Raw genomic sequence first — 24,825 nt, 5'->3', positions numbered from 1 at the left:
CACCAAACCAGGCTCCGCGGCAGCGTTGGGACGGCCCCGGAGAAGTCATTGCGGCGTCCCTTTCACACCGGCAGCGGCAGGCCGGGACGGGGCTAAATGCCCTGTGCTCTCGCCGGAAGATTGTCCAGCAAGCGCTTTCCAAGGTCCAGTGTGCGGCACGCCGGGGTGGCACGTCCAGTAATGTAACGATTCAAAAATTGGCTTGACCCGCCCGCCATCCGGGGTCTAGATTTCGAGAAACCGATTACTCACGTGACGCCCGCCACTCATGGAAGCGTTTCTGCAACGACGGAGAACCGAAGGGAGCTTGGCCATGCTGGCCGGAAATTTCAATGCACGGGCCTACTCGTTCTTTGACACGCTGCTGTGGATAGCCTGCCTCAACTTGCTGTGGATCCTTTTCACCCTGCTCGGCCTTGGTGTCCTGGGCGCCGGTCCTGCAACAGCCGCGGCGCAGATCCTGGTCCGGCGGAGGGCCCGCGGAGAAGCGGCTCCGCTGCTCCGGTCCTTTACCAGGGAATACTTCGCGAACTTCATCCGGGCCAACGCCCTGGCACTGCCTGTCATGGCGGTGGGTGTTGCCCTGGCCATGAACTGGAACTACTCATCCGGCGCAGGGGACCTGGTGTCCCAGCTCGTCGCGGCCGGCACCTTCGTGGCGGCTATCTTCCTTGCGGGCGTGGTCTGCTACCTCTTCCCCATGTACGCCCGCTACGAACTGCCCCTGGGGCGCTACCTGATGACCTGCTCCCGGTTCGCTGTCCGCCACCTTGCGGGGACCGTAATCCTGCTCTTCATCACGGCCGCAACTGCCTATGCAAGCCGGGCGCTGCCGGGACTCATTCCGTTCTTCAGCATCGGTGCCTGGCTGTACGTCACCGGCTGGTTGTGCGACAGGTTCTTTGCCGCGAACGACGAGTCCGTCGCCGCCCTCGCGGCGAGCCAGGAATGCAGCGGGGCCGTGGCCATCACGGGCGGCGCCAGCACCGCCGTCGGACGCTCCACCCCGCAGGGGGCGCCCGTTGGATGAGCCGCTCCCTGTCTGCGCGGACCGCGGTGAAACGTATCAACGAGTCTGACCGAATCCCGGTAGCCCCAATTCAATGACTTGCACCAACTGACCCCGGCGGATAAGCCCCGGATCCAACCCCGAAGAAGTGGAAAAGGAACAACATGTTTACCAGAAAACTCGGCCTGGCCGCCGCCGTCGTGACCGCCACGGCCCTGACGCTCACAGCCTGCGGAGGCGGTGAAACCCCGTCCGCGGACATGGCCACCATCAACGTGATGGCCCCGTTCCTCGAGGCGCAGCCGCCCACTGCTGACGGCGCCGTGCAGCAGAAGCTGGAGGAACTCACGGGGAAGGACGTCAATATCACCTGGACGCCTAACGCCTCCTACGAGGACAAGATGAACATCACCCTTGCCTCATCCGAGATTCCCCACGTCCTGGTGGTCCAAAGCAAATCGCCGGGCTTCGTCAAGAATGCCGAAGCGGGTGCCTTCTGGGACCTCACGGATAAGCTCAAGGACTACCCCAACCTGAAATCCACTTCCCCGGCGGTGGAGCAGAACGCCAGCATCAATGGCAAGGTTTACGGCGTCTACCGCGCCCGCAATCCGATCCGCTCGGCTGTCATGTTCCGCCAGGACTGGCTGGACAAACTGGGGCTGCAGGCGCCCAAAACCACCGAGGACCTCTACAGGGTGGCCAAGGCCTTCACGGAAAAGGACCCGGACGGCAACGGCCAGAACGATACCTGGGGCATCACCATCCCGAAGTGGGGCGCATTGGGGTCCAACAGCCCCTACGACATGATCGAAACCTGGTACGGCGCCGGCAACCGCTGGACCGAACGGGACGGGAAACTGATCCCGAGCTTCGAGACTGAAGAGTTCATCGAAGCCAACCGCTTCGTCAAGAAAATGGTGGATGAGAAGCTCATCAACCCGGACTTCGCCACCTTCGACGGCACCAAGTGGAACGAGCCCTTCTTCAATGGCAAGGGCGGCATCATTGTCGACGTCGACTCCCGCGTCAGCGTGCTGATCAACCTGTTCAAGCAGGCCAACCCCAACGACTTCGAAAACAAGGTCGGCTTTGTCGGTGGGCTCGAAGGCCCGGACGGTGAACTGCACACACATCCCACGGACGGGTACTCAGGCTTCCTGGCCATCCCCAAGACCAGCGTCCGCACCGAGGCAGAGCTGAAGACCGTCCTCGAGTTCCTGAACAAGATGAACTCCAAAGAAACGGCCGTCCTGCTGAACAACGGCATCGAGGGCGTGAACTTCACGGTTGAGGACGGCAAGGCCGCCACCATCAAGCCTGAGACCCCTGAAGGCAAGGTGGTCAACACCGACATCAAGAGCTACGCCCAGCTGGGAATGAACGTCACGGGCAACAACTTCTACCCGGTCAAGCAGGCCTCGGACTACGAGCAGGAAGTCTTCGATAAGCGGGTTGAAGTCATGGCAGAGGACCTCAAGAGCGCGGTCTACAACCCGGCAGCCGCCTTCGTCTCACCCACCTACGTGGCCAAGGGTGCGCAACTGGACAACATCGTGGCGGACGCCCGGATCAAGTACCTGGCCGGCCAGATTGATGAGCAGGGCCTGAAGGATGCCATCAAGCTGTGGAAGACCAGCGGCGGCGACAAGGTCCAGGAAGAGATCAACAAGCTCTGGCAGGACAACAAGTAAATGGCAGCCCCTGTCATTGACACCCAGGCCGGGGAGCGGGCGCAGTCCGTGTCCGCTCCCCGGCCGCGGGGCAGGTTTTCCGTCCATTTCGCGCACTACAAGTGGCTGTACCTCCTGCTGTTGCCCGGCGTGCTCTATTTCGCCGTGTTCCGCTACGCCCCGATGTACGGGGTGTCGATTGCGTTCAAGGACTATGTCCCGTTCCTCGGCGTGAACGGCAGCCCGTGGGTGGGGTTCCAGCATTTCCAGGACTTCTTCGCCAACCCGGACTTCCCCAGGCTGCTGGGCAACACGCTGATCCTGGCGTTCCTGAACCTGGGGATCGCCTTTCCGCTGACCATCGTCCTGGCGCTGCTGCTGAATGAGGTCCGCCTCTCCATCCTCAAGCGCACCGTGCAGACCCTGGTCTATATCCCGCACTTTTTGTCGTGGACCATCGTGGCGTCGCTGAGCTTCCTGCTGTTCGCCCTGGACTTCGGCCCGCTGTTCCTGTTCGTCAACAACGTGCTGGGCACGGACATCGACTTCCTCTCCGACCCGGCCTGGTTCCGGCCGCTGATCGTGCTCCAGGAGATCTGGAAGAACACCGGCTGGGGCACCATCATCTTCCTCGCCGCCCTGGCCACCGTGGACCAGGACCAGTACGAGGCCGCCATCATTGACGGCGCCGGCCGGTTCCGCCGGGTCTGGCACATCACCCTGCCCGGGATCCGCTCCACCATCATCGTGATGCTCATCCTCGCGATCGGGCAGATGCTCAACACCGGCTTCGAGCAGATCTACCTGATGACCAACGCCCTGAACCGCGACGTCGCTGACGTCTTCGACACCTACGTCTACTTCGTGGGCATCACCCAGGGCGCCTACTCCTACTCCACCGCGGTGGGCCTGTTCAAATCCCTGGTGGGCATCGTGTTGATCTTCGGCACCAACGCCCTGGCCAAGCGGTTCAACCAGAGCGGACTGTTCTAATGAAGATTCACAACACCCCCGGCGGCCGGATCTTCGACGCCGCGAACTACGCCTTCCTGACCCTGGTCGGCATCATCACCCTGCTGCCGTTCATTTATGTCTTCGCCGGCTCCTTCGCCACCGAAGCCGAAATCACCCGGCGGGCCTTCTTCGTCTGGCCCGAACAGTTTTCCTTCGGCTCCTACGAGTACATCTTCTCCACCCCGGCGTTCATCCGCGCATTGGTCACCACCGTCCTGGTCACAGCCGTGGGCACCGGGGTCCAGCTGATCCTGACAGTGACCATGGCCTACCCGCTGGCCAAACGGAACCTCCGCGGCCGCAAGCTCATCCTGTCCCTGGTGGTCTTCGCCATGGTCTTCTCCGGCGGCATGATTCCCACCTTCCTGCTGGTCAAGGACCTCGGCCTGCTGAACAGCTACTGGGCCCTGGTCCTGCCGGCGGCCATCAACCCGTTCAGCCTCATCATCATCAAGAACTTCTTCCAGGAACTTCCCGCTGAACTCGAGGAGTCCGCGAAGATGGACGGCGCTACCGAGGTCGGGATCCTCTGGCGCATCCTGCTGCCGCTGTCCAAACCCGTCCTGGCCACGTTCGCCCTGTTCTACGCCGTCGGCATCTGGAACGACTTCATGTCACCCCTGCTCTACCTGAGCGACAACACCAAATGGACGCTGCAGATGTACCTGCGCCAGGTCACGGCTTCCTCGGACCTGCTCGGCACCGGCAACGTGGACCCCAACTACATCCCGCCGGAACAGGGCATCAAATTCGCGGTCATCGTGGTGGCAACCCTGCCCATCCTGGTCTTCTACCCGTTCCTGCAAAAACACTTCGCCAAGGGCATGCTCATCGGCTCCGTCAAGGGCTGATGGGGGAGCCGGACTACCAGAAAGCACAGCATGAAAATCCTGCTCGCCGGAGATTCGACGGTGGCCAACTGCCCCACGCATGAGTACCCCATGAGCGGCTGGGGAGCGCAGCTTGCGCCGCACGTCCACAGGCGGGCGGCTGTGCACAACTTCGCCAAAGGCGGGGCAAGCACGGAGTCCTTCCGGGAGGAGGGGCTGTGGGGCCGGCTGCTCTCGGAAGCGGCGGAAGGGGACCTGGTGCTGATCCAGTTCGGCCACAACGACAAGAAGAGGCAGCACCTTGCGGCCCGCACAGGTTACGCGGCGAACCTGCGCACCATGGCCGGGGACGTGCGGAGCCGCGGGGCTCTTCCCGTCCTGTGCACCCCGGTGGAGCGGCGGCACTTCCTGGACGCGCCGCCGTCGGACACTGCTTCGGAAAGGATCCTGGAGCCGAGCCTGGAGGACTACCCGGAGGTGGTCAGGGAAATCGGCCTGGAGCTGGGACTTCCGGTGGTTGACCTGAACGCGTGGACGCGCGGGCTTTACCTTCGCCTGGGCCGGGAGGAATCCGCGTCCCTCTTCTGCCACTTTGCGCCGGGCACGCACGCATACTGGCCGGACGGGCTGGCGGACAACACCCACTTTTCCCAGCGGGGAGCCGCCCTGGTGGCGGAGTATGTTGCCGCGCAGCTCCACGAGCTGGGGCTGGCCGCGGACGGTGTATTGAGTACGACGGCGGGGCGCAGCTAAGTGGGCGCGACTGGCTGGGGAACGCCTGGCCCGGGGACGAAGGTGCTCTACAGCAACGCACTGACCGGGCCGGGGGATGCTGCGGACTGGGTGGCGGAAGGACCGCTTGCCAGGGCCGGCTACGGCGGTGCGCTGGAACTTTCCGGTTCGCTTGACGACGCGGAATTCGGCGACCACGCGCACTGGACGTTCTGGTGCCCGGTGGAGTTCCCGGATGGAATCCGGATCAGCTGGGAGTTCCTTCCGCTGGAGGAGCCGGGCCTGGCCATGCTCTTCTTCGCTGCCCGGGGGCACGGCGGGCGGGACCTGTTCTCACCCGGGCTCGCACCGCGGACGGGGTACTACCCGCAATACCATTCCGGGGACATCGATGCCCTGCACATCTCCTACTTCCGGCACAAGTACGAGTCAGAGCGGGCCTTTCGGACCTGCAACCTGCGCAAGAGCGCGGGCTTTGAGCTCGTGGCACAGGGTGCCGATCCGTTGCCGGCGGCCGGGGACGCGGTGGACTTCTACCGCCTGGAGGTGGTGAAGGACGGGCCGCGCGTGGCCTTTTCCATCAACGGGTTGCCGCTGCTTGAGTGGCAGGATCCGTCCGGCAAAGTGCTTGGCGCCGGCTACCTGGGTTTCCGGCACATGGCGCCGCTCCGGGCGGCCTACCGGCACCTGGTGGTGGAGGAACTCTAGCTAGGGAGCGGGATCCGCCTTGTGTTTCGTCGGCCGGTAGCCCGCGAGTTCGGCGCGGACGTCACCCTCCTCATGCTGGCCCTTCTCCTTGCCGAACGGCAGGGCCTTCAGCAGCGGGTGCAGGACGGCCATCACGGCGAGGCCCCACACGAGTCCCAGGACGGCTGAGCACAGGGTGTTCACGAGCCAGGCCAGGAGGCCGCCAATGCCCGCGATTCCGGCCACCGGGGCCTCGAGTGCATGCACCAGATCGTACGGCAGATGCCAGCCGAGGTCGTAGGCCCCCTGCAGCATGATGTGGCCGCCAACCCACAGCATGGCGACTGTCCCGATCAGGGTGATTGCGGACAGCACGGCAGGCATCCCCTTGACGAGCAGCTCGCCGAAGCGCTGCGAGCCCGCAGATTCCTTGGCGGCCAGGTGCAGGCCAATGTCATCCATCTTGACGATCAGTGCCACCGCACCATACACAAGCACCGTGATGGCGAGGGCCACGACCACGAGAATGACAGCCCGGGCCCAGATGGATTCGGCGGCCACCTCGTTCATCGAGATGACCATGATCTCGCAGGACAGGATGAAGTCTGTGGTGATGGCGCCCTTGACCACCTTCGCCTCCGCCTCCGGACCCCGCTGGACGGCCGGTGCTTTTTCGTCCGCGTGGTCCCGGCGGAGCTTGTGCCAGACCTTCTCGGCACCTTCGAAGCACAGGTACGTGCCGCCCAGCATGAGAATGAACGGGATGGCCCACGGGAGGAAGGCGCTGATGAGCAGCAGGGCCGGCAGGATGATCAGCAGCTTGTTCCGGAGCGAGCCCCAGAAGATCCGCTTGATCATGGGCAGTTCGCGGGACGGGTCCGCCCCGGAGACGTACTGCGGGGTGACAGCGGCGTCGTCGATGACCACGCCGGCGGCCTTGGCTCCTGCCTTGGCGGCTCCGGCTGCGACGTCGTCCACAGAGGCGGCCGCGATGCGGGCCAGGGCTGCGACGTCGTCCAGCAGGGCGACGAGGCCGCCGCTCACAGACCGCTCCCGCAGAGTTGGCATTCCGTCGGCTGGGCGTGGCTGCCTGGATGCAGGCGCGTGATCGGCATGCTGAGATTATACGGTGGCGGGCAGCCGGGCCCGGGCTGCGCCGCAGCCGGGCGGCCAGTATTCCTTCGAACTTCGCCCCTACCGCAGCCGGTCAGGCCCCGGCGACCGGGAGCACCATCAGGTAACCGGCCGGCAGTTCGCTGCTCCAGCGCCGCGGCTCGCGGACCACGAATTGCGTGGCCAGCTCCTCCGGAGTGAGCAGGCTGTTGGGCGCGGGTGACGGGCCCCACTGCGCGCTGCCGTGCGGGTAGAGCGGATCCTGGACGCGGACGCCGGTGACGGAGAACTCCTGGAACCGTGCGGGGTCGCCGGTCGACTCGAAGCCGCTCATCACCCACGCGTGGCGGCCGCGCCACATGACCAGCCCCACTGGCCGGCCCGTGGCGGCGATGGCGCGTGCCGCCGTCTGGAGCGCTGTCCCGTAGTCGGCGATGCTGACTACCGTGTATGGCCCCATGCCAACTTCCGTCAGCACCTGCGCCCACCCGAGGGGGTTGGCGCCGTTGAATGAGTTGGACGACCTGGCCCGGGCCATCTCCCACAGTTCGCCCTGCTGGGTAGAGCCTGTCCACGTGCCGCCGCCCGTGTCGTCCACGAGGTTGTGGGCCATTTGGATGCTCGCTGCCACACACCAGTCAAAGGTGTACTGCGGCACGAAGTCGCCCTCCTGGTAAAGGTTGAGGGCGAACGGCTGGGGTGCCGGCGGCGGGGCGGGCGGAGCGGCTGATGCCGGGGGCGGGGCGGTCGGAGCCGCTGTTGCCGGCGGCGGGGAAGCCGGGGCCGCTTGCCCGGTTACGGCGTCGTTAATGCCGACGGCGGGCGTGCAGGCCCCGAGGAAGGCGGCCAGGACGAGGAGCCAGGCCAAGAGACGGAGACGGGCGCCGGCCATGCTTCAGTCTAGCGCCGCGCGGCGCGGCAGGCCCTGGCGCGAGGCCGGTTTCGTGCCCGACGCCGGCCCGGGAATCCGTGTCCTCAAAAGGCGTACCGGATGCGGCAGTAAGGAGCGATTTTCCCAATCAGGGCGGTCAGTTGCCTTACGTAGCCGGCCTTGGTTCCGGAGCGGTAGCGGACGTTGGTGAAGCCGTTGGATGAGACCTTCGCCTCCTGGAGGTCCGGGCGCCACAGCACGCTCTCAGCCTGCGGATGCCAGCCGAGGTTAACCTCATGGAGCCGCTCATTGTGCGTCAGGAAGATGATTTCCGCAGCCAGCTGGGACTTCGCAGCGTCATTCAGCGTCGCGTCGAGTTGGCGCAGCAGCTCCTCCCAGTCGCTGAGCCAGGTGTCCGTGATAATGACGGGGGAGAAGTTCACGTGCACCTCATAGCCGGCGTCGACGAAGTCGTTGATGGCTGCCATGCGTTCAGCCACCGGCGAGGTGCGGACGTCGATCGATTTCGCCAAAGCCGCGGGCATAAGGGAGAAGCGGATCCGGGTGTGGCCGCCGTGGTTCCAGCCCAGCATCGCCGGGTTGACGTACTTGGTGGCAAAGGACAGCTTGGCGGTAGGCAGGTCGCGGAAGAGTGTGACCAGATCCTCCACGTTGTCGCTGACAAGGGCGTCCACGGAGCAGTCACTGTTCTCACCGATGTCGTAGACCCAGAGCTCCGGATCGCACTGGTTGGGCTCGAGCTTGATGCCCTGGCGCGTAACGTGGCGCTCCAGCGACCCCGCAATCTGGTCAATGTTCGCGAACACGGTGACGGGATTGCTGTACCCCTTGTGCCGGGGTACGTAGCAGTAGGCACACGCCATGGCGCAGCCGTTCGCGGTTGAAGGCGCAATGAAGTCCGCGGACCGGCCGTTCGGTTTGACGGTCAACGCCTTTTTGACGCCGAGGACCAACGCCTCCGTTTTGATCCGGGACCAGCGCGGCACGTTCGTCTCATCACCGTGCACATCCGGGATGTTCCAGTGGTTCTCGACAGGAATGATGGCGGCGTCCGGCCACCGTTCCACGATGTCCCTGCCCCTAGGCAGTTCCAGCGCGGCAGGCTGCGCGTAGATGCGGCGGATCTGCAGCAGCCGGTTGAAGTCCATCAGGCCATTGTTGCAAGAAGCGGGGATGGCTTCGGAGGCATACGGCAAGATAGGGAGGAAACAGGAGCGCGCCTAGGGAGGGAGGCAGGTTATGGAGCCTGTAATTGTCGAGGGCGGCAAGGGGACGGTGGAGCTCCGCTCCGACGGCATCATCCACCTGATCTGGGAACCAAAGGTCCGGATAGAACTGCAGGACGCCCGGGCGGCCATGGCCGCCGTTAACCGGATAGCGGGCGACAGCACTTACCCGATGCTGGTGGACATGGCCACCACCGAGGACGTCACCAGGGCGGCCCGAGCGGTCTTCTCCATCCCCTGTGCTGCCAACCGGATTGCGCTCCTGGGAGCAAGCCCAGTAGACCGGATCATCGCAAACTTCTTCCTGGGCGTCCACATCCCGCCCTGCCCCACCCGGTTTTTCACCTCCCGGACAGAGTCCATGAGCTGGCTGCAGGAAGGCAGCTAACCGGAGGCTGCCTACTTAACCGGACACTGCCCACTTAACCGGACAGTGCCGCATCAGCCGCCTGCGGAAGTCCCCGTGCTCTGCCGGACCACCAGCTCAGGCGTGAAGACCACTGAACGGTGCGTGGGGTTCTGGGACTCCACCTCTTCGGCGAGGAGTTCGATCGCGGTGCGCCCCAGCGCCTCCGTGGGCTGCCGGATGGAGGACAGCGGAACCACGGCCGAGACGGCGAAGTCAATGTCGTCATAGCCAATCAGCGCAACGTCCTCGGGGATGCGGAACGTGTGGGTCATGGTCAGGGACTGCATGACCCCCAGCGCCAAGAGGTCGTTGGCGCAGAAGATGCCGTCCGGGAGTTCTTCCCGGCCCCGCTCCACCAGCGCGTTTCCCACGCTTCGCCCGGCCAGGACCGTCATCGCGTCCGATGCCAGGACCTCCAGCGTGGCGCCGGGTTCTTCGTTGATGGCACGCTGCGCGCCCTGCAGGCGGTCCGCCACCTGCCGGATGGAGGTGGGACCACCCACAAAGGCCAGCCGACGGCGGCCGGTGTCCAGCAGGTGCCGGGCAGCCAGGTACCCGCCGGCGTCGTCGTCCACTGCTACGGAGCTGAACTTACCCTCGTCAGCCAGCCGGTCCACCAGCACAGTGGGCACGCCGCGCTCGCGGAGGACGTCAAGGCGCTCCGTCACATCACCCACCGGGGAGATCAGCAGCCCCTGGACGCGCTGTTCCTGGAACAGATCGATGTAGTTGGCTTCCCGGCCGGCGTCGTGGCCGCTGTCCCCAAGGAGCACCGCACTGCCGTGGAGGGCAGCGGCGTCCTCGGCAGCGCGCACCACGGAGGTGAAGAACGGGTTGCCCACGTCCAGGACGATCAAGCCGATGGTGCGGCTGTGGCCGGCGCGCAATTGGCGGGCGGCGTCGTTACGGACGAAACCCAGCTCATCGATCGCCTTGAGCACCCGGTCCCTGGTCCGCTGCGAGACCCTGTCAGGATAATTCAGCACATTTGAGACCGTGCCCACCGCCACGCTGGCATGGTTGGCGACGTCCTTGATACTGGCTGAGCGGTTCATGATTCTCCGTGCTGCTGTGTGATGTGCCATGCGTTCGGGCCGCTGTACGGACCGCTTGCCGGAATGCTTGACACCTACTCCTGTTCAAGAGTACTTTGAATCGTAACAATGAAACGATTCAAAGTTTCCGCGAGTTTAGGAGAGTCCGGCATGAGGGTGTGTTTCCGCTCATCGGTCCAGCCAGCGCTGATTGGCGAATACCGCCGGCGGCATGCCGCCGTGTGGCCGGAGATGCTGCGGGCACTCAAGGACGCCGGCTGGAACAACTACTCCCTGTTCCTGGCCGAGGACGGGCTCCTGGTTGGCTACGTGGAATGCGACGATTTCGATGCCGTCCGCGCCCGCATGGCCCTGACCGAGGTCAACGCCCGGTGGCAGGCGGAAATGGGCACGCTTTTTGAAAACCCAGGCCAGGCTCCCGATGAAGGGTTCCAGGTCCTGGAGGAAGTCTTCAACCTTGACAGCCAGCTTGCGGCGGCACAGGCCTCCACCTCCTAAAGCCGGCGGGCCGGCAAACAACAGGCTCCAGCAGCGGGGCAGCATCCAGCAGACCAACAGCATCACAAGACACCGGAAAGAACCATCATGAATGACGTAGCAACGGCGCTGGGCAGGCTCGGGGAGCTTGCCATTGAGGTCCCTTCGTGGGCTTATGGAAATTCGGGTACGCGGTTCAGGGTGTTCGGCACGCCTGGCACCCCGCGCACTGTGCAGGAGAAGCTGGCGGACGCCGCGAAGGTCCATGAACTGACCGGTCTGGCGCCCACGGTGGCGCTGCACATCCCGTGGGACAAGGTGGATGACTACTCGGCGTTGAAGGAGTACGCGGCCGGCCTGGGCGTTGGCCTGGGCACCATCAACTCCAACACGTTCCAGGATGACGAGTACAAGTTCGGTTCGCTGACCTCGTCCAATGAGTCCGTGCGCCGCCGGGCCATTGACCATCACCTGGACTGCATTGAGATCATGCACGCCACGGGTTCCAAGGACCTGAAGGTCTGGCTGGCGGACGGCACCAACTACCCGGGCCAGGATGACATGCGTGGCCGCCAGGACCGCCTGGCCGAGTCCCTGCAGGAGATCTACGCGGCCCTCGGGGACGGGCAGCGCCTGGTGCTGGAGTACAAGTTCTTCGAGCCGGCTTTCTATCACACCGATGTTCCGGACTGGGGCACCTCTTACGCCCAGACTCTCGCGCTCGGGGAGAAGGCATTTGTGTGCCTGGACACCGGCCACCACGCCCCGGGCACCAATATCGAGTTCATCGTGATGCAGCTGCTGCGCCTGGGCAAGCTTGGCTCCTTCGATTTCAACTCCCGCTTCTACGCGGATGATGACCTGATTGTGGGCGCGGCGGATCCATTCCAGCTGTTTCGGATCATGCATGAGGTGATCCGCGGCGGCGGGTTCGGCAAGGACTCTGGAGTTGCGCTGATGCTGGACCAGTGCCACAACCTGGAGGAGAAGATCCCGGGCCAGATCCGCTCGGTCCTGAACGTCCAGGAAATGACCGCCCGCGCCCTGCTCGTGGACACCGAGGCCCTGGCCGAGGCCCAGCGTGCCGGAGATGTGCTGGCCGCCAACGGCATCTTCAATGATGCGTTCTACACCGACGTCCGGCCGGTCCTGGCCGAGTGGCGTGAATCCCGCGGCCTGCCCGCGGACCCGCTGGCCGCGTTCAAGGCCAGCGGTTACCAGAAGAAGATCAACGAGGACCGCGTGGGCGGCCAGCAAGCCGGATGGGGCGCCTGAGTAGTTATGACGAACAAGACTGTTGAAGACCTGATTTCCCGTTCGAACCGCCTGGGCGCGGATAAGCGGAACACGAATTTTGCCGGGGGTAACACATCCGCGAAGGGCACGGAGAAGGACCCGGTGACGGGCGAGGACGTCCGGTTGTTGTGGGTGAAGGGCTCCGGCGGGGACCTGGGGACGTTGAAGGCGGAGAACCTTGCGGTGCTGCGCCTGGACCGGCTGAACGCGTTGAAGAACGTCTACCCGGGTGTTGAGCGCGAAGACGAGATGGTGGCGGCGTTTGATTACTGCCTGCACGGCAAGGGCGGCGCCGCTCCCTCGATCGACACTGCGATGCACGGGCTGGTGGACGCGGCGCATGTTGACCACCTGCACCCGGACTCCGGGATCGCGATCGCCACGGCCGCCGAGGGTGAGGCGCTGACCACCAAGATCTTCGGCAACAAGGTCCTCTGGGTTCCCTGGCGCCGCCCCGGGTTCCAGCTGGGCCTGGACATCGCCGCGATCAAGGAAGCCAACCCGCAGGCCATCGGCACCATCCTGGGCGGGCACGGCATCACCGCCTGGGGCGCCACCAGTGAAGAAGCGGAAGCCAACTCGCTGTGGATCATTGAGCAGGCCGAGAAATACATCCGCGAGAACGGCACGGCCGAGCCCTTCGGTTCCAGGCTCCCGGGCTACGCAGCCCTGCCCGAGGCAGAGCGCCGCGCCAAGGCCGCGGCCCTGGCGCCGGTGATCCGTGGCCTGGCCTCCACGGACAAGCCGGTCCTGGGGCACTTCAGTGATGACGCCGTCGTCCTGGACTTCCTGGCAGCTGCAGAGCACCCGCGCCTGGGTGCGTTGGGCACGTCCTGCCCGGACCACTTCCTGCGCACGAAGGTCAAGCCGCTGGTCCTGGACCTGCCCGCCGAGGCGTCCATCGAGGACTCCATTGCCCGGCTCAAGGAACTCCACGCGGAATACCGGACGGATTACCAGGCCTACTACGACCGGCACGCCACCCCGGAGTCCCCCGCGCTGCGCGGCGCGGACCCGGCCATCGTCCTGGTCCCGGGCGTGGGCATGTTCTCCTACGGGGCGGACAAGCAGACCGCCCGCGTCGCCGGCGAGTTCTATCTCAACGCGATCAACGTGATGCGCGGCGCCGAGGCGGTCTCCACCTACGCCCCGATCGAGGAATCCGAGAAGTTCCGGATCGAGTACTGGGCGCTGGAGGAAGCCAAGCTCGCCCGGATGCCCAAGCCCAAGTCCCACGCCACGCGCATCGCCCTGGTCACCGGCGCGGCCTCGGGGATCGGCAAGGCGATCGCCACCCGCCTCGCCGCGGAAGGCGCCTGCGTGGTCATCGCGGACCTGAACCTCGAGAACGCCCAGGCCGTCGCCGAGGAGCTCGGCGGGCCCGACGTCGCCATCGGTGTCCAGGCCGACGTCACGGACGAGGCGCAGGTCGCCGCAGCCATTGACGCCGCGGTGCTGGCGTTCGGCGGGGTGGACCTGGTGGTCAACAACGCCGGCCTGTCGATCTCCAAGCCGCTGCTGGAAACCACCGAGAAGGACTGGGACCTGCAGCACAACGTGATGGCCAAGGGCTCCTTCCTGGTGGCCAAGGCCGCCGCAAAGGTCATGATCGCCCAGGGCCTGGGCGGGGACATCATCTACATCTCCTCCAAGAACTCCGTGTTCGCCGGCCCGAACAACATCGCCTACTCCGCCACCAAGGCGGACCAGGCCCACCAGGTCCGGCTCCTCGCGGCCGAACTGGGCGAGCACGGCATCCGGGTCAACGGCATCAACCCCGACGGCGTGGTCCGCGGCTCCGGGATCTTCGCCGGCGGCTGGGGCGCCAAACGCGCCGCGGTCTACGGCGTGGACGAGCAGGAACTGGGCAAGTACTACGCCCAGCGCACCCTGCTCAAACGCGAAGTCCTGCCCGAACACGTGGCCAACGCTGCAGCCGTCCTGACCAGCAGCGAACTGTCCCACACCACCGGACTCCACATCCCCGTGGACGCCGGTGTAGCCGCAGCCTTCCTCCGATGAACACTGCACCCCACTGCGGATCCGCTCCGGCTCCGGCCGGGGCGGATTCCGCCGGTACAACCTCCAGTGCCTTCGCCGCCGTCGATATTGGCGCTTCCTCCGGCCGGGTCATCCTGGGCAGGGTCGCAGGACGCGGCGTGGAGCTGGAGGTGGTCCACCGCTTCCCCAACGGGGTGGTGGAGATCGACGGCGGCCTCCGCTGGGACTTCGACGCCCTCTTCGCGGAGGTGCTGAAGGGCCTGACGGCGGCGGGCACCGTCGCTGCCGTGCAGGGTGAGCGGATCGCCGGCATCGGCATCGACACCTGGGCCGTGGACTACGGACTGGTCAACGCCGCGGGCGAGCTGACGGCCCCGCCGTTCAGCTACCGCGATGACCGCAGCCGCGCCGCCGTCGAACCCGTGCACCGGAAACTGGACCCCGCCCGCCTCTACTCCACCACGGGGCTGCAGTTCCTGCAATTCAACACGATCTACCAGCTGGCCAGCGAAAAGAACCTGGACGGTCTGCAGGCACTCCTGATCCCGGACCTCATCGCGTTCCTGCTCACCGGGCAGCGGCGGACCGAGGCGACCAACGCCTCCACCACCGGCCTGTTCGACGCCGTGGCGGGGGAGTGGGCCACCGAGTTCTTCACCGCCCTGGGACTGCGGAAGGACCTGTTCCCGCCGCTGATCCAGCCCGGTGAAACGATAGGCACCCTGCTGCCGGAGATCGCCGCCCGGGTGGGACTGCCGCAGGACACCCGCGTGGTGGCGGTCGGCTCGCACGACACCGCGTCCGCCGTCGCCGCCGTCCCCGCGCAAGCGGATGACGGCGAGGAGAACTTCGCGTACATCTCCTCGGGAACCTGGTCCCTGGTGGGGCTGGAACTGAAACACCCCGTCCTCACCGAAGCCGGCCGCGCGGCAAACTTCACCAACGAACGCGGCGTGGACGGCACCATCCGGTACCTCCGGAACATGGGCGGGCTCTGGCTGCTCAGCGAATGCCAGCGGACCTGGGAACAGGAGGGCTACCAGCCCGAACTTCCCGTACTCCTGGCCTCGGCTGCCGCTCTGCCGGCCGGCGGGCCGCAGATCAACCCGGACGACCCCTACTTCATCGCCCCGGACAACATGCCCGAACGCATCCGGGCCGCCGTTCGCCGCACCGGAGACGCGCTGCCCAACGATCCCGCGGCCATCACGCGGTGCATCATGGACAGCCTCGCCGCCGGCTATGCCCGCACCATCCACGACGCCGAACGCCTCGCGGACAGGGCCGTCGACGTGGTGCACGTAGTGGGCGGCGGCTCCCAGAACAGGCTGCTGTGCCAGCTCACGGCAGACGCCACGGGCAGGAAAGTAGTGGCAGGACCCGTGGAAGCCACCGCACTGGGCAACGTCCTGGTGCAGGCACGGGCGGCCGGTGCCGTCTGCGGCGGGCTGGCTGAGCTCCGTGCCCTGGTGGTGCAGGGCCATGACCTGCAGGTGTTCGCGCCGGAACTCTCGCGGCTGTAGCCTGACCGCTCTGCGACACGTCAATACAAGACAGGATTCGATAACCATGCCGCTCTTCGATCTCCCGCTCGCCCAGCTCCGTACCTACACCTCGGACGTGACGCCGCCGGAGGACCTGCGCGAATTCTGGGACGCAACCATCGCGGAAGCCCGGGCGTTCCCACTGGACGCCAGCTTTGAACCCGTGGAGAACTACCTTTCCGTCATCGACACCTTCGACGTGACCTTCGCCGGCTACGGCGGCGCTCCGGTCAAGGGGTGGCTGCACCTCCCAGCGCACCGGGAGCCTGATGCGGTGCTGCCGGTGGTGGTCCAGTACGTGGGATATTCCGGCGGGCGCGGGCTGGTCAACCAGGACACCCGGTGGGCGCAGGCCGGGTATGCGCACTTCATCATGGACACCCGGGGGCAGGGCTACGGCGGCACCCTCGGGGAGACGCCGGACCCGCACCCCTCCGCCGGGGACGTGGCCCATGCCGGCCTTATGACCCGCGGCATCGCCAACCGGGAGGGCTATTACTACCGCCGGGTCTACGCGGACGCCTTCCGGGCCGTGGAAGCTGCCCGGTCCCACCCCGCCGTCGACCCGTCCCGCGTGGTGCTGGCGGGCGTCAGCCAGGGCGGCGGCATCGTTGTGGCCGTCGCCGGCCTGGTGGCCGGAAGGCTCGACGGCGTCATCGCCGTCCTGCCGGACGTCCCCTTCCTGCAGGACTTCCCCCGGGCCATCGACATCACCCCGCGCGGGCCCTATCCCGAAATAGCGCAGTTCCTGGCCCGGCACCGGGACCGGTACGACGCCGCCCTCGCTGTGCTCCGCTATTTCGACGGCGTCAACCTGGCACGCTGGGCAACCGCGCCGGCGCTGTACTCGGCGGCGCAGATGGATGACATTTGCCCGCCGTCCACCGTCTTTGCCAGTTTCAACGCGTACGGGTCCGGGACGCCCGGCGGGCCGAACACCGGTGCTCCGAAAGAGATTGAGGTGTACAGGTTCAACAACCACGAGGGCGGCCAGGAACACCACTGGATCAGGCAGTTGCAGTTCCTCCGCAAGCTCCTGGGCTGACCCCGGCCCAACCAGGTCGCGCCAAGTGTCGTTCTGAATGCTCAAAACGACACATAGCGCTACCCAGATGGCCGGGATTTGGTGTGCGTCCCGAAGCGCGGCTATGGTTCATGGCATGACTAACCGTTGGTATGCGTATTTTTCGTTGGCTCTGGAGGGGCCCGCGTCTAACTGACACGCATCCAACTTTCCTTCAGAGCCAACAGGGCAGAGATTATTCTCTGCCCTTCGCCGTTTCTCCGGCGGGTTCTGATCCGGGCCCGCTTCCCATCTGGAACAGGACCCGAACATGAGCACCGCAACAGCAGAAGCATCCGCCACAGCCCAGGCCGCCGCCGGCGCCGAAGCCGCAAAATCGACGTCCAACCTGCGTGTCAGCGAATTCACCGCGCTGCCCACGCCCCAGGAAGTCATCGCGGAACTGCCGCTGGACGCCCGGGCGGCGGACGTCGTCGAACGCGGACGTGACGAAGTCCGCGCCATCATGGACGGCGTGGACGACCGCCTGCTGGTGATCGTGGGACCCTGCTCCATCCATGATCCGAAGGCGGGACTGGAGTACGCGCGGCGGCTGGTCAGCCAGGCCGAGAAGCACCGGGAAGACCTGCTCATCGTCATGCGGACCTACTTCGAGAAGCCCCGCACCACGGTGGGCTGGAAGGGCCTGATCAACGATCCCCGGCTGGACGGCAGCCACGACATGGTCACCGGCCTGCGGACCGCGCGGCGCTTCCTGCAGCAGGTCACCGCGCTGGGGCTGCCCACGGCCACGGAATTCCTGGAGCCGATCAGCCCGCAGTACATGGCGGATTTGATTTCCTGGGGCGCCATCGGAGCCCGCACCACCGAAAGCCAGATCCATCGGCAGCTTGCCTCGGGCCTGTCCATGCCCATCGGCTTCAAGAACGGGACCGACGGCGACCTCCAGGTAGCCATTGACGCCTGCGGTGCTGCGGCGGCGGCCCAGGCTTTCCTCGGCATTGACGGCGAAGGCCGAGCCGCGCTGGTGTCCACGGCCGGAAACCCTGACGCCCATGTCATCCTCCGCGGCGGACGCAAGGGACCGAACTACGCTGCCGCCGACGTCGAGGCAGCCTCGGCAAAGCTGGCAGGCAAGCAGCTGAACCCCCGCCTCATCGTCGACGCCAGCCACGCCAACAGCGGCAAGAGCCACCACCGCCAGGCCGAAGTGGCCCTGGAGATCGGTGCCCAGCTGGAAGACGGCGGCACTGCGGCCCAGGCTATTGCCGGCGTCATGCTGGAAAGCTTCCTGGTGGGCGGCGCGCAGAACCTTGATGTTGCAGACCACGCCGCGGGACGCCCGGAGCTGGTGTACGGGCAGAGCGTCACGGACGCCTGCATGGAGTGGGATGTTTCGGTCTCTGTCCTGGACCAGCTGGCCGCCTCCGCCCGCAAGCGGAGGAAGTCGGCTCCCACTAAATAGGGGACGAAATAGGGGACCGTACTACTTTCACTTCTGCCACAGGAACATCTAGAGTATCTGGTAGGTGGTTGGTGGATGGCTCAGCATCGGAACACCGCATTGGCATGAACATGGGGTCACTGTTGTCCATCCGTCAGCAAAGGAATATGGGAAATGTCGCCAGAACAGAACTTCTCAAACGCGAAGTTCCTCACCGTGGCTGAAGTCGCCCAGGTTATGCGGGTGTCCAAGATGACCGTGTACCGGCTGGTCCACTCCGGCGAAATGCCCGCAGTGCGCTTTGGACGCTCCTACCGCGTCCCGGAACAGGCGGTGGAGCAGTACCTCAAAGGTGCTGTGGTGGACGGCCACACCGAGACCGCCTGACCAGTTTGTCCTTAGCCGCCTCCCGGAAGCGGTACCCTGTTAAGGAACGTTTTACGTCATTGTAAGAATCTGTCAGTTGTTCAGTTCGTAGCTCTGTCCACGAACCTTTTCCATCAGACAGGTACTGCATCTAGTTTGTGAGGAACTTTCGTGGGTTCAGTTATTAAGAAGCGTCGCAAGCGTATGGCCAAGAAGAAGCACCGCAAGCTGCTTCGCAAGACCCGTCACCAGCGCCGCAACAAGAAGTAGCAATACTTCGAACTGCGTGGAAAAGCCCGCCGCCTTCCGAGGTGGCGGGCTTTTCTGTTGCTGCCTGCCCAAACTAGGTAGCGCTAGGTGTCGTTATGGGCGCTCAAAACGACACTTGCTGCTACCTAGATGCGGGGGCCCCGGATGCGGGCGAACCCCTTCCAGAGTCCGTAGACGGCACCGCAGGCCGTTGCTGCCTTGAGCCCGAGCGTGGCTGCCCGGCGGCCTGCACGGAAGTCGTAGACGGGCCAGTTGTTGTCCCGGGCGTGCCGGCGCAGGCGGGCATCCGGGTTGATGGCCACGGGGTGCCCCACCAGGGTCAGCAGGGGGATGTCGTTGTAGGAGTCGCTGTAGGCCCAGCAGCGCATCAGGTCCAGCTCTTCGGCGTCGGCCATGGCCCGGACGGCAACGGCCTTGGCGGAGCCGTGCAGGATGTCCCCCACCAGCCGGCCCGTATACATGCCGTCATGTATTTCGCCCACCGTTCCCAGGGCCCCGGTCAGGCCCAGCCGGGTGGAAATCACGGTGGCCACTTCGATGGGCGTGGCGGTCACCAGCCACACCCGGCGGCCAACCCGCAGGTGCTGCTCCGCCAAGGCTTTGGCGCCGGGCCAGATCCTCGAGGCGATCATCTCGTCGTAGACCTCTTCGCCCAAGGCTTTCACGTCGTCGACCGTGATCCCCGCGGCCAGGGTCAACGCGGAGTCGCGCACCGCATGGACATCGTCGATGTTCTCGCCGCGGGCCACGAACTTGAACTGCTTCCAGGCAAAGCCGGCTGCCTGGGTCATGGTGAAGGCGCCGCGCTGGTGCATCTTCCGTGCAACGTGGAAAAGGCTGGCGCCGCGCATCAGGGTGTTGTCCACATCGAAGAACGCCGCCTCGCCGGGCTGCGGCGCAGCAACCGGCTTGGTGACTACGGCGACGTACTTCTCCTCGGGCATGGACTCGAGTCTAGTCAATCCACTGTTGATTCCACTGCGCTCCAGCGCTGGACGTCGCCGCGCCCGGGCAACGGGGATACCGTTAAGGCATGGCCACACCCCGCGTCCTCCTCATCACCAAAGAAGACTGCCACCTTTGCGAAGACGCGCGCGACGCCGTCGGGCGGGTTACGGCCTCCCTGGGACTTGAGTGGAACGAGGAGTTGGTGGACCACCAGCCGGAACTACGTGAGCGCTACGCGGAGGAAATCCCCGTGGTGCTGGTGGATGGCGTGCAGCGCGATTTCTGGAAGATTGACGAAGCCCGCCTTGAACGCGTGCTCCGGCAGGCAATGGCGCAGTAGGGGAGCAGCTCCTGTGATGGCGCGGGCACCGGCGTCACCTGCTTTGTTGGCAATGCTGATGGGGCTCTAGAGTGGAGTCACAACGCAATGCGAGGGAGGAGCTGGTGGCTTCGCTGGATTCAACTCCCCAGGCTGTTCCGGACCTGCCGGGAGCCACGGGCACGGCAGCCAAGCAGATTCCGCCGGCTGCGGTGGCGCGGCTGACCCTCTACCTGCGCGCCCTCAACACCCTGCTCGCCGAGGGGGTGGAGCGGGTCTCCTCAGAATCCCTCGCCGAGGCTTCTGGCGTCAGCTCCGCAACCCTGCGCAAGGACCTCTCCCACGTTGGTTCGTATGGAACCCGCGGTGTGGGCTACGAGGTGCAGTACCTTAGCCGGCACATCGCCGCCGCCCTGGGACTTACGCACGACTGGAAAGTGGCGATTGTGGGTGCCGGCAACCTGGGCAAGGCCCTGGCCCGGTACGGCGGCTTTGAATCCCGCGGCTTCGACGTAGTTGCCATTTTTGACGCGGACCAGATGGTGGTGGGCAACGAAGTGGGCTGGCTGCGGGTCAGCGATGTGGCGGACCTGGAAACCGTGTTGCACCGGACCGGGGCCAACATGGTGGTGCTGGCACTGCCGGCCGCCGTGGCCCAGGACGTTTGCGACCGGGTGGTGGCGGCCGGCGTCCGCAGTATCCTGAGCTTCGCGCCCGTGATGCTCCAGGTGCCGGAGGGGGTCAACCTCCGCAAAGTGGACATGGCAACGGAGCTGCAGATCCTGGCCTACCACGCACAGCGGGCGCAGGCCCCGGGGCAGACCGCCTAGCTTCCTTCGCGGTTCTGGCTGCTTCGGGGACCCACGCCCGCAGGGTGGTTTGTGCCCGGACTACCGGCCGTAGGGGTTGCCCATGTTGCCGCCGTACGGATTGGCAAACGGCTGCTGCTTCCGGAAATACGGAGCTGCCGCCGGAAGGTAGAGCAGCACAATGGCCGCGATTCCCAACAGCGTGCCGATGGTTGCGAAACTGGGAGGGCCGAAGAGGCCGAGGACGGAAAGTGCCGCAAAGACGGTGCCCAGGACGCGTGCCCAGTTCTTGCCCTTGCGGACAAAGAATGCCACCAGCAGGTACAGTGCCAGGCCGATGATGGTGAAAACCACCAGGGTGCCGGCGATGACGCCCTTCATATCCTCGTACGTGACCTCCGCGCCGGTGCCCTGGACCTGGCTGTCGAAGACATCGCGGAACCGGGGATCATCCAGCGTGGCGAGGCCGGCAAGCGCCGAGACAACGAAAATGGCGGCCGAGGCGATCAGCAGCCAGAACGAAATGTTGACCAGCTGGGGAACGCCCGTGCTTCCGGACGGCTGCGGCTGCTCCGACGGGTATTGCGCGTAGGGCGACTGCCCAAACGGCTGCTGCCCGTAGCCCGGAGCCCCCGGCGGGTTCTGTCCGTACTGCGGCGGGTTCTGCCCGTACTGGGGTACGCCGGACTGCTGCCCGTACTGGGGTGCGTTCTGTCCGTACTGGGGTGCGCCGGACTGCTGGCCGGACTGCTGGCCGGACTGCTGCCCGTACTGGGGTGCGTTCTGTCCGTACTGGGGTGCGCCGGACTGCGGGGCGTTCTGGCCGTAGCGCGGACCCTGCGTGCCAGGCCCGGACTCGGGATCGTTCGGAACGGGAGGCGGGACAGGGGGAGTACTCATGAGCGTTCCTTTTGCATGTCGGGTTCCAGGGAGGCTGCAGGGAATAGACCTGTGCCCTACCCCCAGCATGGCTTAAGTCCACCGTACCCCCGGGCGGACGGCTTGTGGGTCATTCGGAAGAGGTATTCCCGCGCCGTCCTGCTGCGGCAAAGAAGGCCTGGGAACGGGGCAGCCAGAGAAGGACCGTAGCGGCCAGGCTGATGAGGGAGGCAGCCCAGTTGCCCGCCTGGCCCACGCCCATGGCCCCGTTGGCAACGGCCAGGACCAGGGTGATGCCGGTGAGGGCCGTCAGGCCCAGCCGTGCCCGGCGCTTCCCCTCTTTCATGGCGAGGGCGAACACGATCTGGGCTGCCCCCACGCCGGCCGCCAGCACCATGAGCAGCAGCACCAGGGTCGCGGCTCCCGGCGCAGCAACAAAGAGCACCAGGGACGCGAGCATGCCGAGGATTCCTCCCAGCAAGCCCAGCATGCCGCCCATGAACCAAATCCAGAACGAGACCTTGAGTCCGGTGGGAAGGCCCGCCACCGCGAACATCCGGGTGAAACCGGTCCGGGGCGCGCTGGGAAAGTTGCTCATGGCCCTCACTGTAAACCCCTCCGGCGAGGGGGAGGGGAGCGGGGAACCTAACGGGGAACTTAAAAGGAGGCACCCCGGCACCGGACTGCGGAAGTCCAGTGCCGGGGTACCGGCAGGAAAGGCGATTTACGCTGCGGGAGCGATGAACGCCAGTTCCAGGTTGATGGCGACCTTGTCGCTCACCAGGACGCCGCCGGTCTCCAGGACAGCGTTCCAGGTCAGGCCGAAGTCCTTGCGGCTGATGGTGGTCTCAGCCGAAACTCCGGCGCGGGTGTTGCCGAACGGGTCCACGGCCACGCCGTTGAACTCGGTGTCCAGGGTGACGGGGCGGGTGACGCCCTTGATGGTCAGGTCGCCGGTCAGCTCGTAGCTGTTGCCCTTGGCCACCAGGCCGTTGGAGACGAAGGAGATCTCGGGGAACTTCTCCACGTCGAAGAAGTCCTCGCCCTTGACGTGGCCGTCGCGGTTGGCATCACCGGAATCGAAGCTGGCCGTGTTGATGGTGGCGTTGATCTTTGCGCCGGACACGTCCTCGGGAAGGTCCAGGGTGGCTGCGGCTTCCTTGAACTGGCCGCGGACCTTGCTGATGCCCGCGTGGCGGACGGTGAAGCCGATCTCGCTGTGGGAGTTGTCCAGGATCCAGGTGCCGGTGGTGACGTCTGCGGGAAGTGCCATGATGTTGCTCCTTGTGTGTGCGTGCTGTCGGGGTCTGCCATTGAAGCTTCATCTGTTGAAGTCTCAACTAACTGCTGCATCCAATATAAACATGCATTTGCATGTTTCATTCCCGCCTTCGGAACATTTCTTCAAAAACTTCAGTTCTACTGTTTGTAGAAAGCCGTGCAGGAGATTTCGGATCGCACGCCATCTTTGAGAAACTGGTAAACATGCCCCAAGCCACTGTCCATCTGCTCCGCCACGGCGAGGTCCACAACCCTGACGGCGTCCTGTACGGAAGGCTGCCCGAATTCCACCTCTCCGAGCTGGGGCAGGAGATGGCGAGCATGCTCGCCGAGCACTTCCGCCGCCGCGCCGCAGCCGGTGCCCGCATCACCTACCTGGCGGCATCGCCGCTGGACCGTGCGCAGGAAACTGCACGGCCGACGTCGGACGCCCTCCACCTGGAAATCCACACGGACGAGCGGATCATCGAGGCGGAGAACTATTTCGAGGGCATGAGGGTCACCAAGGCGGAGCTGCGCCGGCCCAAGCACTGGCCGCGGCTGGTCAACCCGCTGCGGCCCTCGTGGGGCGAACCCTATAAGAACCAGGCCGCCCGGGTGATGGAAGCGGTGCAGGATGCACGCCTGCGCGCCATCGAACTGGCAGCCGGGGACTTCGGAACGGGCGGGCCTGAAGCGATCATGGTCAGCCATCAGCTCCCCATCTGGGCCACCCGGCTGAGCGCCGAGGGCAGGCCCCTGTGGCACGATCCCCGGAAGCGTGAGTGCACGCTGACATCCATCACGTCGCTGGTGTTCGACGACGACGGCGCGCTCCTGCGCGTGCAGTACAGCGAACCGGCGGCTTCCCTTCTTCCGGGTGCGGCAAGCACCCCTGGAGCCTAGTAGTGACCGACAGTAATAAAAGGAACGGGCAGCTCCCTGCGCCCGTCACCTCCCGCCGCAGCCTGCTCGCTGCCGGCGGGCTCGCCCTGACCGCCCTGACCCTGGGAATGTCCGGCTGTGCGCAGGAGGATGCCTTGGCGCAGCAGGCCAAAGCGGGGGACAACAAGAACTATGTGGCCGGGGACGGGTCCGTCACGGAGTTCGCCGCCGGAGACCGCAAGTCCGCCATCCAGGTCAACGGCACCCTGTTCAACGGCACCGCGGTTGCGCCCGCCGACTTCCAGGGCAAGGTGACAGTCCTGAACTTCTGGTTTGCCGCCTGCGCCCCCTGCCGGGTGGAAGCCCCCATCCTGGAAGAGCTCCACCAGGAGTTCAAGGACCAGGGCGTGCAATTCTTCGGCGTCAACCTCCGGGACGAGAAGGCCACGGCAGAGGCTTTTGAGAAGAACTTCAACCTGACCTACCCGAGCTTTGACGACAAGGACGGCGGCGTCCTCCTGGCCGTCTCCGGCCTGGTTCCGCCCGGCGCGGTTCCCACCACCCTGGTCCTGGACAAGCAGGGCCGCGTGGCCTCCCGCGTCCTCGGAGAAGTCCAGAAGGGCACCCTCAAAGCCCTCGTCGCCGCCGCCGTGGCAGAGTAGC

The 24,825-nt window shown here is 65.5% G+C and carries 27 protein-coding genes; 19 read left to right on the top strand and 8 right to left on the bottom strand.

What is annotated here, in order from left to right:
• Positions 1 to 313: 313 nt before the first annotated feature.
• The 6 genes from Q9R30_RS01095 (at position 314) to Q9R30_RS01070 (ending at position 5,966) form a co-directional block, all read left to right on the top strand.
• On the top strand, positions 314 to 1,030 hold the full coding sequence (locus Q9R30_RS01095) for a YesL family protein (protein ID WP_104999847.1): 717 nt from the start codon (positions 314 to 316) through the stop codon (positions 1,028 to 1,030).
• A 143-nt stretch (positions 1,031 to 1,173) separates the two neighbouring features.
• Positions 1,174 to 2,703 (top strand): extracellular solute-binding protein, encoded by a 1,530-nt coding sequence (locus Q9R30_RS01090; protein ID WP_104998980.1) that lies wholly within the window; start codon positions 1,174 to 1,176, stop codon positions 2,701 to 2,703.
• On the top strand, positions 2,704 to 3,675 hold the full coding sequence (locus Q9R30_RS01085) for a sugar ABC transporter permease (protein WP_104998979.1): 972 nt from the start codon (positions 2,704 to 2,706) through the stop codon (positions 3,673 to 3,675).
• The gene (locus Q9R30_RS01080) at positions 3,675 to 4,547 is read left to right on the top strand and encodes a carbohydrate ABC transporter permease (RefSeq protein ID WP_104998978.1); all 873 of its coding nucleotides are present in this window, start codon (positions 3,675 to 3,677) and stop codon (positions 4,545 to 4,547) included. The genes Q9R30_RS01085 and Q9R30_RS01080 overlap by 1 nt, the downstream gene beginning before the upstream one ends.
• A gap of 30 nt (positions 4,548 to 4,577) precedes the next feature.
• Complete coding sequence (locus Q9R30_RS01075; RefSeq protein WP_311216510.1) at positions 4,578 to 5,279, top strand: rhamnogalacturonan acetylesterase; 702 nt, start codon at positions 4,578 to 4,580, stop codon at positions 5,277 to 5,279.
• A 42-nt stretch (positions 5,280 to 5,321) separates the two neighbouring features.
• The gene (locus tag Q9R30_RS01070; RefSeq protein ID WP_311216509.1) at positions 5,322 to 5,966 is read left to right on the top strand and encodes a DUF1961 family protein; all 645 of its coding nucleotides are present in this window, start codon (positions 5,322 to 5,324) and stop codon (positions 5,964 to 5,966) included.
• Here the strand turns inward: Q9R30_RS01070 and Q9R30_RS01065 are convergent, their stop codons facing one another.
• The 3 genes from Q9R30_RS01065 to Q9R30_RS01055 all read right to left on the bottom strand — a co-directional run bounded on the left by Q9R30_RS01065 (position 5,967) and on the right by Q9R30_RS01055 (position 9,098).
• Complete coding sequence (locus Q9R30_RS01065; protein WP_104998975.1) at positions 5,967 to 6,989, bottom strand: DUF808 domain-containing protein; 1,023 nt, start codon at positions 6,987 to 6,989, stop codon at positions 5,967 to 5,969. It abuts the gene before it with no gap.
• 163 nt (positions 6,990 to 7,152) lie between these two features.
• Complete coding sequence (locus Q9R30_RS01060) at positions 7,153 to 7,950, bottom strand: hypothetical protein (protein ID WP_311216508.1); 798 nt, start codon at positions 7,948 to 7,950, stop codon at positions 7,153 to 7,155.
• Positions 7,951 to 8,033: 83 nt separating this feature from the next.
• A complete protein-coding gene (locus Q9R30_RS01055) occupies positions 8,034 to 9,098 on the bottom strand; it encodes a spore photoproduct lyase family protein (protein ID WP_311216507.1) in 1,065 nt (354 codons plus the stop codon).
• A gap of 91 nt (positions 9,099 to 9,189) precedes the next feature.
• Between Q9R30_RS01055 and Q9R30_RS01050 the strand changes: the two genes are divergently transcribed.
• Entirely contained in the window at positions 9,190 to 9,564 is a 375-nt protein-coding gene (locus Q9R30_RS01050) for an STAS/SEC14 domain-containing protein (protein WP_104998972.1), read from the top strand.
• Positions 9,565 to 9,617: 53 nt separating this feature from the next.
• Here the strand turns inward: Q9R30_RS01050 and Q9R30_RS01045 are convergent, their stop codons facing one another.
• Complete coding sequence (locus Q9R30_RS01045) at positions 9,618 to 10,640, bottom strand: LacI family DNA-binding transcriptional regulator (RefSeq protein WP_311216506.1); 1,023 nt, start codon at positions 10,638 to 10,640, stop codon at positions 9,618 to 9,620.
• 150 nt (positions 10,641 to 10,790) lie between these two features.
• On the opposite strand from Q9R30_RS01045, the gene Q9R30_RS01040 reads away from it, so the two are divergent.
• The 8 genes from Q9R30_RS01040 (at position 10,791) to Q9R30_RS01005 (ending at position 19,062) form a co-directional block, all read left to right on the top strand.
• The gene (locus Q9R30_RS01040) at positions 10,791 to 11,138 is read left to right on the top strand and encodes an L-rhamnose mutarotase (RefSeq protein ID WP_104998970.1); all 348 of its coding nucleotides are present in this window, start codon (positions 10,791 to 10,793) and stop codon (positions 11,136 to 11,138) included.
• An 87-nt stretch (positions 11,139 to 11,225) separates the two neighbouring features.
• Entirely contained in the window at positions 11,226 to 12,392 is a 1,167-nt protein-coding gene (gene rhaI, locus Q9R30_RS01035; RefSeq protein WP_311216505.1) for an L-rhamnose isomerase, read from the top strand.
• A gap of 6 nt (positions 12,393 to 12,398) precedes the next feature.
• Entirely contained in the window at positions 12,399 to 14,435 is a 2,037-nt protein-coding gene (locus Q9R30_RS01030) for a bifunctional aldolase/short-chain dehydrogenase (protein ID WP_311216504.1), read from the top strand.
• Positions 14,432 to 15,937, top strand: coding sequence for a rhamnulokinase family protein (locus Q9R30_RS01025; RefSeq protein WP_311216503.1), 1,506 nt, complete (start codon positions 14,432 to 14,434; stop codon positions 15,935 to 15,937). The genes Q9R30_RS01030 and Q9R30_RS01025 overlap by 4 nt, the downstream gene beginning before the upstream one ends.
• Positions 15,938 to 15,983: 46 nt before the next feature.
• Complete coding sequence (locus tag Q9R30_RS01020) at positions 15,984 to 17,003, top strand: acetylxylan esterase (protein ID WP_104998966.1); 1,020 nt, start codon at positions 15,984 to 15,986, stop codon at positions 17,001 to 17,003.
• A 289-nt stretch (positions 17,004 to 17,292) separates the two neighbouring features.
• Positions 17,293 to 18,447, top strand: coding sequence for a 3-deoxy-7-phosphoheptulonate synthase (locus Q9R30_RS01015; protein WP_311216502.1), 1,155 nt, complete (start codon positions 17,293 to 17,295; stop codon positions 18,445 to 18,447).
• Positions 18,448 to 18,600: 153 nt separating this feature from the next.
• Complete coding sequence (locus Q9R30_RS01010) at positions 18,601 to 18,813, top strand: helix-turn-helix domain-containing protein (RefSeq protein ID WP_104998964.1); 213 nt, start codon at positions 18,601 to 18,603, stop codon at positions 18,811 to 18,813.
• A 150-nt stretch (positions 18,814 to 18,963) separates the two neighbouring features.
• The gene (locus Q9R30_RS01005) at positions 18,964 to 19,062 is read left to right on the top strand and encodes a 30S ribosomal protein bS22 (protein WP_003792170.1); all 99 of its coding nucleotides are present in this window, start codon (positions 18,964 to 18,966) and stop codon (positions 19,060 to 19,062) included.
• A gap of 125 nt (positions 19,063 to 19,187) precedes the next feature.
• Here Q9R30_RS01005 and Q9R30_RS01000 read toward each other — a convergent pair whose 3' ends face one another.
• Positions 19,188 to 20,006: an HAD family phosphatase gene (locus Q9R30_RS01000; protein ID WP_104998963.1), complete on the bottom strand. Its 819-nt coding sequence runs from the start codon at positions 20,004 to 20,006 to the stop codon at positions 19,188 to 19,190.
• An 89-nt stretch (positions 20,007 to 20,095) separates the two neighbouring features.
• Between Q9R30_RS01000 and Q9R30_RS00995 the strand changes: the two genes are divergently transcribed.
• Together Q9R30_RS00995 and Q9R30_RS00990 are read left to right on the top strand one after the other, a co-directional pair.
• Positions 20,096 to 20,350 carry a glutaredoxin family protein gene (locus Q9R30_RS00995; protein ID WP_104998962.1) on the top strand — a complete coding sequence of 85 codons (255 nt, stop codon included), beginning with the start codon at positions 20,096 to 20,098 and terminating at the stop codon, positions 20,348 to 20,350.
• Positions 20,351 to 20,454: 104 nt separating this feature from the next.
• On the top strand, positions 20,455 to 21,159 hold the full coding sequence (locus Q9R30_RS00990; RefSeq protein ID WP_104998961.1) for a redox-sensing transcriptional repressor Rex: 705 nt from the start codon (positions 20,455 to 20,457) through the stop codon (positions 21,157 to 21,159).
• 60 nt (positions 21,160 to 21,219) lie between these two features.
• Here the strand turns inward: Q9R30_RS00990 and Q9R30_RS00985 are convergent, their stop codons facing one another.
• From Q9R30_RS00985 to Q9R30_RS00975, 3 genes are all read right to left on the bottom strand, one after another.
• Positions 21,220 to 22,038 carry a hypothetical protein gene (locus Q9R30_RS00985; protein ID WP_311216501.1) on the bottom strand — a complete coding sequence of 273 codons (819 nt, stop codon included), beginning with the start codon at positions 22,036 to 22,038 and terminating at the stop codon, positions 21,220 to 21,222.
• Between the two features lie 109 nt (positions 22,039 to 22,147).
• On the bottom strand, positions 22,148 to 22,615 hold the full coding sequence (locus Q9R30_RS00980; RefSeq protein ID WP_311216500.1) for a hypothetical protein: 468 nt from the start codon (positions 22,613 to 22,615) through the stop codon (positions 22,148 to 22,150).
• A gap of 126 nt (positions 22,616 to 22,741) precedes the next feature.
• Positions 22,742 to 23,290 (bottom strand): YceI family protein, encoded by a 549-nt coding sequence (locus Q9R30_RS00975; RefSeq protein WP_311216499.1) that lies wholly within the window; start codon positions 23,288 to 23,290, stop codon positions 22,742 to 22,744.
• Positions 23,291 to 23,502: 212 nt separating this feature from the next.
• On the opposite strand from Q9R30_RS00975, the gene Q9R30_RS00970 reads away from it, so the two are divergent.
• The gene (locus tag Q9R30_RS00970) at positions 23,503 to 24,183 is read left to right on the top strand and encodes a histidine phosphatase family protein (protein WP_311216498.1); all 681 of its coding nucleotides are present in this window, start codon (positions 23,503 to 23,505) and stop codon (positions 24,181 to 24,183) included.
• Between the two features lie 107 nt (positions 24,184 to 24,290).
• Positions 24,291 to 24,824, top strand: coding sequence for a TlpA disulfide reductase family protein (locus Q9R30_RS00965; RefSeq protein WP_234005617.1), 534 nt, complete (start codon positions 24,291 to 24,293; stop codon positions 24,822 to 24,824).
• Position 24,825 lies beyond the last annotated feature (1 nt).

The organism is Arthrobacter sp. AB6, from assembly GCF_031844545.1.
GTDB lineage: Bacteria > Actinomycetota > Actinomycetes > Actinomycetales > Micrococcaceae > Arthrobacter.
Note: the sequence above shows the minus strand (reverse complement) of the source record. Positions and strands in the feature narration are given on the sequence as shown.